The sequence below is a fragment of the Zhihengliuella flava genome (genome assembly GCF_015751895.1).
Classification (GTDB): domain Bacteria; phylum Actinomycetota; class Actinomycetes; order Actinomycetales; family Micrococcaceae; genus Zhihengliuella; species Zhihengliuella flava.
This window is the reverse complement of sequence record NZ_JADOTZ010000001.1, coordinates 1351551-1363614: the sequence shown is the minus strand read 5'-3', so window position 1 is coordinate 1363614 and position 12064 is coordinate 1351551. Positions and strand designations below refer to the sequence as shown.

Below are 12064 nucleotides of genomic sequence, written 5' to 3'. Positions count from 1 at the left end.
GGGTGGCGAGCATGTCAGGACTGTTCGTCGCGATCGGGGATTCGTTCACGGAGGGCGTGGGGGACTGGGACCCGCGTCTGCCGAATGGCGTGCGGGGGTGGGCGGACCGCGTCGCCAAACAACTGTCTAAGGCGGACCCGGGCTGGCGGTATGCGAACCTCGCGATCCGCAGCCGCCGACTGGGGTCCATCATGCACGAGCAGATTGAGCCCGCGCTGGCCATGGAGCCCACCGTGGTGAGTTTCTACGCCGGCGGCAACGACCTCCTCGAGCTCCGCAAGGACATGGGCCGGCTACTGCAGGACTACACGCGTGCCGTGGAGCGGCTCGCCGAATCCGGCGCTCGCATCCTCCTGTTCACGGGCTTTGACGTGCCCCTGCATCCGCTCTTGGAGCCATTCAAACGCCGCAACTGGGTCTTCAATGAGCACGTCCGCGCCCTCGCGCGCCAGCACCCGGACAGCATCAGCCTGGTGGACTACTGGACCTGGGAGGCCTACTACGACCGGCGGATGTGGGATACCGACAAGCTGCACATGAACCGGGCCGGCCACCGCTTCATGGCCATCCAAATCCTCAACCTGCTCGGGGTGCGGCACCAGCTGGAGTTCGAACCGTTCGGCCCGCGCGAGCGCCTCGGACCGGTCCAGTTGGTGGGCCGCGAGGCCGAGTGGATGCGCCAGTGGGTGTTGCCGATGTTCGGGCGGCGCCTGCGCGGGATTACCCTCGGTGACGCGTTGGAACCCCGGTGGCCCGAACCCATTTACCCGGCGGACGGCATGAAGAAGCTCTACCGCAAGCGGCGCAAACAGGAGCGGGCCAACTCGGCGATGCCCGCGGCGTGAGCGGAGCGGCCTACGCTTAAGGTGACATGAGCACGCCGCCGCATACCCCCGCCCCCACCGATCCGCCCCGTGGCGCCGCACCGGACGCCTCGCCGCGGGCAGCAGGCTCCGCCGCGCTCGCCGAGCCAACGGTGCCGGTGCGCGCCCGGTGGATTGCCGGCGTCGTCCTTGTGAACCTCGGGATCAATGCGGTGCTCTACGCGCCGATCAACGTGCTGCTCGGACTGCAGGCGGAAGCCGTGGACCCGGGGGCCAAGGAAGGCATCCTCTCCTTCATCACGGCGTGCGGTGCGGCGGTCGCCCTGGTGGCCAATCCGCTGACGGGAGCGCTGAGTGACCGCACGACCTCGAGGTTTGGCCGGCGCGTGCCGTGGGTCGCCTGGGGCGCCGTCGTCGCGGCTGTTTCCCTCGGTGGGCTGGCGGCCGTCTCCCTCGGCGTGGCCGAGGGAGTGCTGGGCGGAACCGCCGCCATCCTCGCCCTGGCACTGGGCTGGTGCCTTGTGCAAGCCGGGGTGAACGGGGCCTATTCGACCATCGCGGCCGCCGTTCCGGACGTGACGCCTGTGGGCCAGCGCGCGTCCGTCGGTGGCCTGGGTGCCATGGGGCAAACCGCGGGGATTTTGTGCGGTGCCGCGATCGGGTTCGTGGTCGGCGCGAACCTGGGGCTCGGGTACGCGCTGTGCGCGGGCCTGTTCGTCGTGTGCGTGATCCCATACCTGCTACGTTCGCAGGACAGGGTGCTTCCGCGCGGGGCCTTGGAGCCGTTCCGGGTGGGTGAGTTTCTGCGCGGATTTTGGGTGAGCCCGCGCCGGCATCCGGACTTCGCGTGGGCGTGGTTCACGCGGTTCCTCATGTTCGTGGGCAACCAATTGACGATCGTGTACCTGCTGTTCTTCCTGCAGGACGAGATCCGGCACCCCAACCCGGCCGGGGGAGTGCTGGTGTTGACCGGCCTGTATTCGGTCATGGTGCTCATCGCTGCCGTGGTGGCGGGGCGGATCAGTGACGCCGCGGGCGGGCGGCGGAAGGTCTTCGTGGCCGGGTCCTCCGCGGTGATTGCGCTGGCCGCGCTGGTGCTCGCGTTCTTCCCGACGTGGGCCGGGGCGCTGCTCGGAGCCGCGCTGCTGGGGATCGGATTCGGCGCCTACCTAGCGGTGGACTTTGCGCTCATCACGCAGGTGTTGCCGTCCGCGGCCGCGCGCGGCAAGGACCTCGGCGTCGTCAACATTGCGGCGACGCTGCCGCAGATCGTGGCGCCCTCGCTCGCATTCATCGCGGTGACTCAGCTGGGCGGGTACCCGGCGCTGTTCGTCCTCGCCGCGGTGATCGGCCTCATGGCGGCGGCGCTGGTCTACCGGATCAAGTCGGTCCCGTAGCGTCGGGGCGTCGTCCGAGTCATCGCACACATCATTTCGCCCCGTTCTCGCCCGCTGTGGTCCTGCAATTGCGCGGTTCGGCGGGCCGCTGTGGGGCTAGAACGGGGCCATCTGCATCCAGAGTGGCCCCGCGGCACACAAAAACGCCGGTGGGGTGCCTGCGCGTGCTTCACTTCGCGCGGGCACCCCACCGGCGCCGACAACCGCGGCCGAAGCCGGCCCGCAAGGAGAATGCCGGGCCCGCTTCGGCGGGTGCGTGGTTGAACTAGTTGGCCAAGGCCTCGGCCGTGGGCAGGTACGGCAGGTTGAACTCCTCCGCCACCGATCCGAAGGTGACCTGACCAGCGTGGACGTTGAGGCCGTTCGCGAGGCCAGCGTCGTCGCGCAGCGCCTGCTTCCAGCCCTTGTTCGCGATGCGCAAGGCGTACGGCAGGGTGGCGTTGGTCAGCGCGGCGGTGGAGGTCTGCGGGACGGCGCCCGGCATGTTCGCCACGCAGTAGTACACGGCGTCGTGGACGGTGAAGGTTGGATCAGCGTGCGTGGTCGGGACAGATCCCTCGAAGCAGCCGCCCTGATCAATGGCGATGTCCACCAACACGGAGCCTGGGCGCATGTTGGCCACCATGTCCTTGGTGACCAGCTTCGGAGCCGCGGCGCCCGGGATGAGCACCGAGCCAATGACCAGATCCGCGTCCGCGACCTGCTCGGCGATGGTCAGCTTGTTGGAGGCCAAGGTCTTGATGCGGCCGCCGAACGCCTCATCGATCTCCTTCAGGCGGGGCAGGTTGATGTCGATGATGGTGACATCTGCGCCCATGCCGGAGGCGATGCGGGCGGCGTGGGTACCGGCGACGCCGCCACCGATGACCACAACCTTGGCGGGGCGGGTGCCCGGGACGCCGCCCATGAGCACGCCGGAGCCGCCGTTGGGCTGCTGCAGCTGGACGGAGCCGATCTGTGCGGCCAGGCGGCCAGCGACCTCGGACATCGGAGCCAGCAGGGGCAGGGTGCGGCCGGCCGTCACCGTCTCGTAGGCGATGGCGGTGGTGCCGGCGTTGACGATCGCGTCCGTGCACTCGCGGGATGCGGCGAGGTGCAGGTACGTGAACAGGAGCTGGCCCTCGCGCATGCGGTGGTATTCCGCGGCGATGGGCTCCTTGACCTTCATGATCATGTCCGCCTCGGCCCACACGGCGTCGGCGTCCGCGCCAATGCGGGCGCCGGCAGCCACGTAGTCGGCGTCGGCGTTGCCTGAGCCGACGCCGGCCGTGGTTTCGACAACGACGTCGTGGCCAGCGGCGATGAACTCTGAGACGCCGGCCGGGGTCATGGCGACGCGGAACTCGTTGTTCTTGATTTCCTTGGGGACTCCGATGATCACGGTAGGCCTCCTGCTCGTTCTGATGACTTCTTGCCACCAGATTAGGGATCAATTCGGTGAGAACAAGAGTTGATCGAACAGAATTCGCTATGATTCGGGAAAGTGGCCGAAAATCACAGTTCTGGAGGGTGTAGTGGGGTCGACGGCGAATGATGTTCGAAGCGAGCCGGTGGAGCTCGATGAGATCGACAAGAAGCTGCTGCGAATGCTGGCGGAAAACGCGCGCCGCACCAATAATTCGATGGCGGCCGAGCTGGCCATCGCGCCCTCGACGTGCCTCGCGCGCGTGAACCGGTTGCGGGAGACGGGCGTCATCCGGCGCTACACGGTGGATGTCAATCCGGAGCGTATCGGCCGGGCGCTGCAGGCCCTGATCTTCGTCCGGATTCGGCCTGGAGCGCGGCACACGATGTCCACCTTTAGTTCGGAGATTCGTGGGCTGCGCGGTGTCACGCAGTTGTTCTTCCTCGGCGGTACGGATGACTTCGTGATCCACCTGGCGGTCCGCGATTCCCACGACGTCCGGCAGTTCGTCCTTGACCACCTCTCCGCCAATCCTGCCGTGGCATCCACGCAGACCTCGCTGGTCTTTGACCACCTCCCGGGCGGCCCCTGGGTGTAAGTATTGATTGATGCGTCAATTTTTACTCTAAAATTTGCAACCATCTGACGCCCAATGAAATAGTCGACACTTCATGCAGTGCCGCACGTGGAAGAGTTGAGGGGCATTGTGAAAAGTAGGGTGGGAATTCGAGCGACACTGGCGGGCCTAGTTTCTTTGGGCCTCATCATGGGGGTCGCTGGGCCTTCAGTGGCGAGTCCGCCTTCGGAGACGCAGGAAGTTGGCCCGCCTGCGCATTCTCAGAGCGCGCACGTGGCGAGCAGGGTTTCACATTCCAACGTCAACGAAGTTGAAACCCTCGTCGCTGATACGTTCGTAGCCTCCATGAGTCTCCCGGGGGAGCGAACGAGCGAATCGGTCAATAAAAGCACAGTTCCGCTTGAGGTGCTTGAGTCGAGCGATGATCCCCTAGTTAGTACTGAGTACGGTGAGTCGATTATTAGTTCTTATGCTACGGCTGCCGGTAATCAGACTTTGATTGAAATCCCCAGCGCCAGTGCAGCCCGTAGCTACGAGTTCGATCTCGAGTTACCAGATGGTGCTTCTGCTTCGCTTGACTCTGATGGATCGGTCATCATAGTGGATGCAGCGGACAGAGAAGTTGGGCGCTATTTCGCTCCTTGGGCGTTTGACGCTCACGGCGACGAGGTCGAAACATGGTTCGAGGTTGTCGGCGACAAGCTGATTCAGCATGTAAAATTCGCGGAAAATTCGGCCTTTCCGATCGTTGCAGACCCCAGTAGTGCTTGGGGGTGGACGGTGTGTGTTGCGACAGTGACGGCTGAAGTTGCCGGAAATGCCTTTGTGGCCGCCAAGCTATATAAGGTCATCCAGCGATTCGGGAGTATTAGGCGAACAATGCAAATAATGGTTCGCGCGTGGAATTCCTCAACCAATACTGCGGGTAAATGGGCTGCGGTTCGCAACGCCGTTGGCGGAACGGCGGCAGAAATTATAGGAATTGACGCCGTTAAAAATGCGTGTTTTGACTAAAGTGATGGATGAGGAGATACGTATGAAGCCTGAACGTCGTGGAGGAGTGCCAGTCACATTGATTCTCCTGGTGGTTCTAGCGGTGGTGCTGTTTTTGACTGCGGCACCTCACCAGGAGATTTGGTGGAACATCGTCGCGGCGTTGGCTGTGGTGGGATGCTCTTGGGGAGCGATCGCGGATAGCTCGGCGAAAGCTAAGAAGCTCCGGCAGGCCAAGGGCCCAAAGTAGTCGCACTCCAGAAGTGGGGTGCCCGCATCGGAGTGATGCGGGCGCTACGGCACTAATCTTCGTTCGGAACTGACCCGGAGCGAGTTATGCGGTGCTCCTCTTTAGTTCGGAAGTCCGTGGGCCGGACCCGGCGGCCGGTCCGCTGCAGCCCGGCCGCCGGGCCGCCTCGCCGCTGCGCCGGTCCAATTACGTGCAGAAATCAGCACTAAAAGATTCGGCAACCCGGGCGTACGGTGGAGAGATACCGGGCTTTTGAGTGCGGGATCGGCCCGCTGAGGCCCGGTGCTACGGGGGTAGTTCCATGACTGTCACGGCCCCGGTTGCCGACTGCTCGGTGACCTCTTGCTCCTATAACGACCACTCCAACTGTCACGCCGCGGGCATCACGATTGGTGGCGGTGCCGATCATGCCGAATGCGCCACGTTCGTCGACATCGGCGAGCACGGCGGCCTGCCCAAGATGGTGGCCTCAATCGGCGCCTGCCAGCGCTCCGAATGTACCCACAACAATGACTTGCTCTGCACGGCGGAGGCCGTGCGCGTGGGGCCGGGAGCGGATAACGCCGACTGCCTGACCTACGAGCACGCTTAACGAGCGACGCCGTCCGGGCGGGCCTCGAGGCGCCGCGGGCGGCACCCGTCTGCCGGTGCCGCCCGCGGCGGATGAGTCATGCTGCTAGGAAACGGCGGCCTGCAACTGCGCCCGCCCGGTCAGCTCGGTGGCCTGGTTCTGCGCGATGATGGCCAACTCGATCGCCTTGAACGCATGCTCCTGCGTCATGGCGTGCTCCGTCCGGTTGAGGCAATCGAGGATCAGCCGGCCGAAGTAGGGGTAACCCACCTGCCCGGTGACCTGAAAGTGCCGCTCCCCGCCCTTGTTGGCCAATAACAGGTGGCCCCCGCCGTCGTCGGCCCCCAGGTTCATGTACTTGCGCTGCTCAATGAACCCCTCGGTGCCGAGGATGAACGTCCGCCCGTCGCCCCACGTCTGCAGGCCATCCGGGGTGAACCAGTCGCAGCGCACGTAGCCGGACGCGCCGGTGTTGGTCACGAAGCTGGCCTCGCCGAAGTCGTCCAGCCCCGGGTGCTCCGGATTGGCGTAGTTGGCGATGGCGCTGCTGGTCACGGTGGCGTCCGTGGCGCCGGTGTAGTGCAGGATCTGGTCCACGTTGTGGCTACCGATGTCCGTCAGGATGCCGCCGTACTGTTCCTTGGTCCAGAACCAGTCCGGCCGGTTGGCTGCGTTGAGGCGGTGCGGGCCGAAGCCCACCACCTGCACCACGCGGCCGATCGCACCCTGCTCAATGAGCTGCTCGGCGAACACGGCCGTCTCCACGTGCACGCGTTCCGAGTAGTACACCGCGTACTTGCGGCCGGTCCGTACGACGGCGTCGCGCGCCTCGGCGAGCTGGTCCAGTGTGGTCAGGGGCGCCTTGTCCGCAAAGTAGTCCTTGCCCGCTTCCATGGCGCGGATGCCGATCGCGCAGCGATCCGAGGTGATGGCCGCGCTGGCCACCAGATGCACGGCCGGGTCCTCGAGGATCTGCTCCTCGGAGGACGCCACGCTGACCTGCGGGAACTTTCGGGTGAAGGCGTCCACCAGGGCCGCGTCGGCGTCGTACACCCACTTCAGGGTGGCGCCCGCGTTGATGAGCTCTTCACACATCCCGTAGATGTGAGGGTGGTTCAGGCCCACGGCGGCGATCACGAACTCGCCGTCAGCGACCACGGGTTCCGGCCGGGGCGCCGGTGTGAAATCGACGTGTGTGTGGTTCATCGCGCAGCACCTGCCTTCTCCGCGTCCGCGGTCTGCGTGGCGGGGGCCTCGGCGAAATCCTGCACGGAGGCGCTCTTGGCGTAGAAGCGCGGGGCGCGCTCCAGCAGCGTCCCGTCCTGAGTGAACGGGTTCTCGGCGGCCAGCGGGAGGTCGACGGCGCGGCGCTCGATGCCGGCCTCGTAAATGGCCGTGATGACCTCGATCGTCAGGCGGCCATCATGGCCGTCAATCGCGGGGCGGGTGCCGGTTTCTAGCGCGGTGAGGAAGTCGTCGATTTGGCCCGTGTGGCCCGTGTACTTCAGCGGCGGCAGGTCCGCGGTGAACGCACGGATTTGCTCCACGCGCTCCGGGTCCCCCTCGGGAACACGGAAGCCGTTGGGCAGGGACAGGTCCGCCACGACCTCCCCGGCCAAGGACGCGCTGGCGTGGCGCCCCTGGACGGTGATGCCGGCCGGCTCGCCGTGGTCCACGACGGAGCTCGTGACGGTCGCGAGGGCGCGCTGGTACTGCAGCACCGCCACGGAGAGGTCCTCGACCTCCGCGTTCTCGTGCGCCACGTTGGCCAGCACGGCGGTGACGGCCTCGGGGCGGCCGAGCATCCACAGCAGCAGGTCAATGTGGTGCACCGCGTGGTTGAGCGTGCAGCCGCCGCCCTCCTTCTCCCACGTGCCGCGCCACCACAAGTCGTAGTAGGGCAGCCCGCGCCACCACGAGGAGTCCACCACCACGCGGGAGACGTCCCCGAGCAGCCCGGATTCGACGGTGGCGCGCAGCTGCGCGACGTCGTCTCGGTAACGGTTCTGCGCCACGGACGCGAAGATGGCGCCGCTGGCCTGTTCGGCCCGCAGAATCGCATCGCACGCGGCGAGGGACGGCGCCATCGGCTTCTCGCACAAGACGTTCACGCCCGCGTTGAGGCAGGTCACGGACAGCGCCTCGTGCGTGGAGGGCGGGGTGCAGATGCTGACCAGGTCAATGGTTTCGGCGGCCAGCATCTCCTCCACGGTGGGGTAGATGCGGGCCTCGGTGAGGCCGAACTCGTCCCGCCGGGCCTCGGCGTGGTGGGCGGAGATGTCCACGAACGCCACCACCTCGCAGCGCTCGGCAAAACGGGTGTAGGCCTCGAGGTGTAGGGCGGAAATGCTTCCGGATCCGATGATGGCAACTTTAAGCACGCGATCCTCCTGTGCTGGTGCGTGATGGTGTGTGGGCGGCCGTGTGGGCCGGTGGTCAGGGCGTGGGGTCGCCGTCGGGGACCTGATCCCCGGTCCAGGTCTGGAGGCGGCCGCACATGCCCCACAGCTTGGGGCCGGGCCGGGGGTTCCCGCGGATGACGGTGGCCTGCCCCAGGTGGGAGCCGTTGCCGCGGGCGAGGGCGTCGAGCTGGGTGCGGGTGCGGGCGACGGATTCTTCGACGTTGGCGGCGAAGATGCGCTCCCAGTCGCTGGTCTTGGGCCGGACCAAGTCGACGGCGCGGGCGTAGACGCGCTCCAGCGCGGACGGCCCGTGGGCCTCGACGGCGGCGAGCAGCTCGCCGTAGCCCACGATGGCTAGGTCACGACGGCGGCGTGCGGCCTCGGCGCGGGCGGTTTCCTCGCCGGGGAGGGTGGCCGCGCGGCGGTAGGCCTCCGGATCGGCGAGGATTTCGTCCGGGAACAGCATGACGGCGTCGCCCGCCTCCGGCAGGCCGGCGTTGCTCATGATGACGTTCAACTGCAGGTCCCCGTGATTGACCAGGCGGTGCACCGTGCCGGGCGTGAACCAAAGCAGGGTGCCGGCCTCGAGTGGGTCCTGCCGCGGGCCCTCGGCGCTGATGGTGTGCACCTCGCCGGAACCGCCGGTGACCACGTAGGCCTCGGTGGAGACGGTGTGCAGGTGCGGTGTGCCGCCGGCGCAGCCGTCCGCGGCGTCCCAGTCGTAGACGGAGAGGTGGGAGAGGGAGGTGCCTCCGGGGAAGGCGGGCAGGGAACGGTTCGGCGGTGGCGGGTGCGCGGGGGAATCCATGAAGGCAGCTCCTGCTGGTCCGCCGGCCGGGTGAGATCGCGGGGGATGCGTCCGGGCGGCGGGGTCGATGTGCGGGGTTTAGAGATCACGGTTTGTGATCGATCACTTTTTGCGTGAAAGTGGTGCGCCCTCTTTCGCGGCGATGGAATGTGATCGATCACTAAACGTGATGTAATGCACAGTAGGCGCTGGCCTTGACCCGTGTCAACAGGTTGATCCAAAGTCGCTCGCCGCGCGTCGGCGGCGTCAGCTAGGGTCGCTTTCAACGCAGCGAGGAGTCACGAATGCCCAGTCACCACCCCCAGGCGCCACGGCCAGCGGGGCGCCGCCCCACGGTGCGCCAAGTCGCCGAGCGCGCGGGCGTCTCCCACCAAACGGTCTCCCGATTCCTCCGCGGGGACCCGGGCATGAAGCCGGCCACGGTGGAGCGCCTGCAGGAGGCGGTCAAGGCGCTGGACTACCGCCCCGACCTCGCGGCCCGCACGCTGCGCACCGGCCGTTCGGGCGTGCTGACGGCCATCCTGCCGGGGTCCGTCACGGCCTTTCCCACGCCGACGCTGGCGGCCGCGGCCGAGGAGGCGCATGCCGCCGGGTATTACATGGAAGTCGCCGTGGTGGCCGGCACGTCCCAGGTGCGTGCCGAGCGCGCCGTGGAGTTGCTGGCCTCGGGACGCAGCGAAGGCGTCCTCTTCCTGGGTGACCTGCCCGACGGCGGCGAGCCCACCGGCCTCGGGCGCGGTGCCTTCGTCACGTTCGGGCACTTCGACGATCAGCTGCGCGGCGTCGGTCAGCTCGCGGATGCCACGCCCGTGGCGGAGGCGATCGTGCACTTGGCGCAACTGGGGCACCGCCGCTTCCTGCATCTGGCCGGCCCGTCAGACTTCTCCTCGGCGCGGGCGCGCCAGGACATGTTTGAGGCCACCCTCGCCGAGCGCGCGGCGGACTTCCCGGGGCTGGCGAGCGCCGGCGTCGTCCCCGGGGACTGGGGCGCGGCGTCGGGGTACGACGGCGTCGCCTCCCGCGAGCGGCTGGACTTCACCGCGATCATCGCGGCCAACGACGTCGTGGCCTCCGGGGCCCTGCGCGCGCTCGCCGAGCGCGGGGCGCGGGTGCCGGAGGACGTCAGCATCGTCGGATGGGATGACCGGGAGATGGGCCGGTATATGAGCCCGAGCCTCTCCACGGTGGCGGTGGACCGGCGGGCACAGGGCCGGGCGGCCATGCGCCGGCTGATCGCGCTGGTGCGCGGCGAGGAGCCCGAGTTCGCGGAGGCTCCCATTAACCGGCTGATCTGGCGGGAGAGCGCCGGACCCGCGTCTGAGAAAGCGCATTCCGAAAACTCTTGACTTGTGATTTAGCTCACCCCTAGGCTGAGCGTGCGCCCTCTTTCGTGGCGGCTAATGAATCGCCTGTGCCGTTCCGGCGCAGCTTGAGAAGTGGAGCCGTCATGACCTTTCGTTTGTTCCCAGGATCGCGCCGCCGCGGCGCGTCCAACACCAGCACGCCCCGGCGTTCGGCCCTCCGCGGTGCCGCCGTCCTCTCGGTCGCTGCCTTGGCCCTGACCGCGTGTGGCGGCAGTAGTGAGGCCGAATCCAGCGGTGGCGGCGATGGCGACGTCACGCTCCGGTTTGTGTGGTGGGGCTCGGATGCCCGTCACCAGAAGACGCAGGAGATGATCGACGTCTTCGAAGAGGCCAACCCGAACATCAACATTGAGCCGGAGTACGGCGACTGGTCCGGCTACTGGGACAAACTGGCCACGCAGACGGCGGCGGGGGACACCCCGGACATCATGCAGATGGACCTCATGTACATCCGCGAGTACGCGGAGAACGGCGTGCTGCTGGACTTGTCCGACGTCGATATGTCCGAGATCCCGGAAAACCTGCAGGACGCCGGCGCCACCGATGAGGGCATCTGGGGCATCCCGCACGGCGTGACCGCCTACTCGGTGTACGCCAACAAGACCATCTTTGATGAGGCCGGCGTGGAGCTGCCGGATGACACCACGTGGACGTGGGAGGACTTCAAGGACAAGGCGATTGAGCTGGACGAGGCCTCGGACGCGTACGGCCTGACCAACCTGCAGGCCACCATGACCTTTGAGCTGTGGCTGCGCCAGAAGGGCAAGCAGTTTGTCACGGAGGAGGGGCAGCTGGGTTGGGAGCCGGCGGACGCCGAGGAGTACTACGACTACTACAAGTCACTGCTCGACGACGGTGCGCTGCCGCAGGCCTCCGTGGTGGCGGAGGACCAGCTGCCCGCGCTGGACCAGACGTTGACCGCCCGCAATCAGACCGGCATGGCCACCTGGTGGAGCACCCAGCTCTCCGCCGTGCAGGCCGCGTCCGGGGATGACTTTGAGCTGCTGCGCATGCCGAGCATGACGGGCAACTCGGATGACGCCGAGCTTTGGTACAAGACGTCCATGTTCTTCTCCGCCTACTCCGGCACGGATCACCCGGAGGAAGCCAAGCAGTTCATCGACTTCCTCATCAACTCGCCGGAGGCCGCGGAGATCGCGGGCACGGAACGCGGCATGCTGGCCAATCAGGCCTCCGTGGAGCACATTCGCGAGCAACTGACGGACACGGAAAAGCAGGTGGCCGACTACATCTTCGACATCGAGGACGAGCTGGGGGACACGGTCCCGATCCCGCCGGAGGGCTCCTCCGACTTCCAGAACATCCACCTGCGCTATGACCAGGAAGTCCTGTTCGGCCGGCTGAGCCCGGCCCAAGCCGCGGAGCAGATGCACGCAGAAATGGAGGCCGCCATTCAGTAAACCCCCTTCACCCGGTCCGGACCGCGCCGCCCGACCGGGAGCGAGTTGAACT

12 protein-coding genes are annotated in these 12064 nt (G+C 66.8%); 8 read left to right on the top strand and 4 right to left on the bottom strand.

Features of this window, described 5'->3' with window-relative positions:
• Positions 1-11 precede the first annotated feature (11 nt).
• Positions 12-845, top strand: coding sequence for an SGNH/GDSL hydrolase family protein (locus IW252_RS06295; protein WP_196835779.1), 834 nt, complete (start codon positions 12-14; stop codon positions 843-845).
• A 26-nt stretch (positions 846-871) separates the two neighbouring features.
• Complete coding sequence (locus IW252_RS06290; RefSeq protein ID WP_196835778.1) at positions 872-2221, top strand: MFS transporter; 1350 nt, start codon at positions 872-874, stop codon at positions 2219-2221.
• Between the two features lie 265 nt (positions 2222-2486).
• Here the strand turns inward: IW252_RS06290 and ald are convergent, their stop codons facing one another.
• Positions 2487-3602: an alanine dehydrogenase gene (ald, locus tag IW252_RS06285; RefSeq protein ID WP_196835777.1), complete on the bottom strand. Its 1116-nt coding sequence runs from the start codon at positions 3600-3602 to the stop codon at positions 2487-2489.
• Positions 3603-3735: 133 nt separating this feature from the next.
• Between ald and IW252_RS06280 the strand changes: the two genes are divergently transcribed.
• The 4 genes from IW252_RS06280 to IW252_RS06270 all read left to right on the top strand — a co-directional run bounded on the left by IW252_RS06280 (position 3736) and on the right by IW252_RS06270 (position 6038).
• Complete coding sequence (locus IW252_RS06280) at positions 3736-4224, top strand: Lrp/AsnC family transcriptional regulator (protein WP_331271463.1); 489 nt, start codon at positions 3736-3738, stop codon at positions 4222-4224.
• 252 nt (positions 4225-4476) lie between these two features.
• Complete coding sequence (locus IW252_RS06275; protein WP_196835776.1) at positions 4477-5217, top strand: hypothetical protein; 741 nt, start codon at positions 4477-4479, stop codon at positions 5215-5217.
• Positions 5218-5221: 4 nt separating this feature from the next.
• On the top strand, positions 5222-5446 hold the full coding sequence (locus IW252_RS13515) for a hypothetical protein (RefSeq protein WP_231365933.1): 225 nt from the start codon (positions 5222-5224) through the stop codon (positions 5444-5446).
• Between the two features lie 301 nt (positions 5447-5747).
• Positions 5748-6038, top strand: coding sequence for a DUF1540 domain-containing protein (locus IW252_RS06270; protein ID WP_196835775.1), 291 nt, complete (start codon positions 5748-5750; stop codon positions 6036-6038).
• 84 nt (positions 6039-6122) lie between these two features.
• On the opposite strand, the gene IW252_RS06265 is transcribed toward IW252_RS06270, so the two are convergent.
• Genes IW252_RS06265 through IW252_RS06255 form a run of 3 tightly spaced genes read right to left on the bottom strand, consistent with a single transcriptional unit; the run spans position 6123 to position 9227 of the window.
• Entirely contained in the window at positions 6123-7223 is a 1101-nt protein-coding gene (locus tag IW252_RS06265; protein WP_196835774.1) for a Gfo/Idh/MocA family protein, read from the bottom strand.
• Positions 7220-8398: a Gfo/Idh/MocA family protein gene (locus IW252_RS06260; RefSeq protein WP_196835773.1), complete on the bottom strand. Its 1179-nt coding sequence runs from the start codon at positions 8396-8398 to the stop codon at positions 7220-7222. The genes IW252_RS06265 and IW252_RS06260 overlap by 4 nt, the downstream gene beginning before the upstream one ends.
• A gap of 55 nt (positions 8399-8453) precedes the next feature.
• Positions 8454-9227 carry a cupin domain-containing protein gene (locus IW252_RS06255; protein ID WP_196835772.1) on the bottom strand — a complete coding sequence of 258 codons (774 nt, stop codon included), beginning with the start codon at positions 9225-9227 and terminating at the stop codon, positions 8454-8456.
• 284 nt (positions 9228-9511) lie between these two features.
• Between IW252_RS06255 and IW252_RS06250 the strand changes: the two genes are divergently transcribed.
• Both IW252_RS06250 and IW252_RS06245 read left to right on the top strand, forming a co-directional pair.
• On the top strand, positions 9512-10573 hold the full coding sequence (locus IW252_RS06250; RefSeq protein WP_196835771.1) for a LacI family DNA-binding transcriptional regulator: 1062 nt from the start codon (positions 9512-9514) through the stop codon (positions 10571-10573).
• Positions 10574-10674: 101 nt separating this feature from the next.
• Entirely contained in the window at positions 10675-12012 is a 1338-nt protein-coding gene (locus IW252_RS06245; protein ID WP_196835770.1) for an ABC transporter substrate-binding protein, read from the top strand.
• Positions 12013-12064: the final 52 nt, after the last annotated feature.

What these genes read in the sequence shown, in the direction of transcription:
- IW252_RS13515 (WP_231365933.1), top strand. Translation starts at nt 5,222, where the DNA reads ATGGATGAGGAGATACGTATGAAGCCTGAACGTCGTGGAGGAGTGCCA.
- IW252_RS06290 (WP_196835778.1), top strand. Translation starts at nt 872, where the DNA reads ATGAGCACGCCGCCGCATACCCCCGCCCCCACCGATCCGCCCCGTGGC.
- IW252_RS06295 (WP_196835779.1), top strand. Translation starts at nt 12, where the DNA reads ATGTCAGGACTGTTCGTCGCGATCGGGGATTCGTTCACGGAGGGCGTG.
- IW252_RS06245 (WP_196835770.1), top strand. Translation starts at nt 10,675, where the DNA reads ATGACCTTTCGTTTGTTCCCAGGATCGCGCCGCCGCGGCGCGTCCAAC.
- IW252_RS06270 (WP_196835775.1), top strand. Translation starts at nt 5,748, where the DNA reads ATGACTGTCACGGCCCCGGTTGCCGACTGCTCGGTGACCTCTTGCTCC.
- IW252_RS06265 (WP_196835774.1), bottom strand. Translation starts at nt 7,223, where the DNA reads ATGAACCACACACACGTCGATTTCACACCGGCGCCCCGGCCGGAACCC.
- IW252_RS06255 (WP_196835772.1), bottom strand. Translation starts at nt 9,227, where the DNA reads ATGGATTCCCCCGCGCACCCGCCACCGCCGAACCGTTCCCTGCCCGCC.
- IW252_RS06250 (WP_196835771.1), top strand. Translation starts at nt 9,512, where the DNA reads ATGCCCAGTCACCACCCCCAGGCGCCACGGCCAGCGGGGCGCCGCCCC.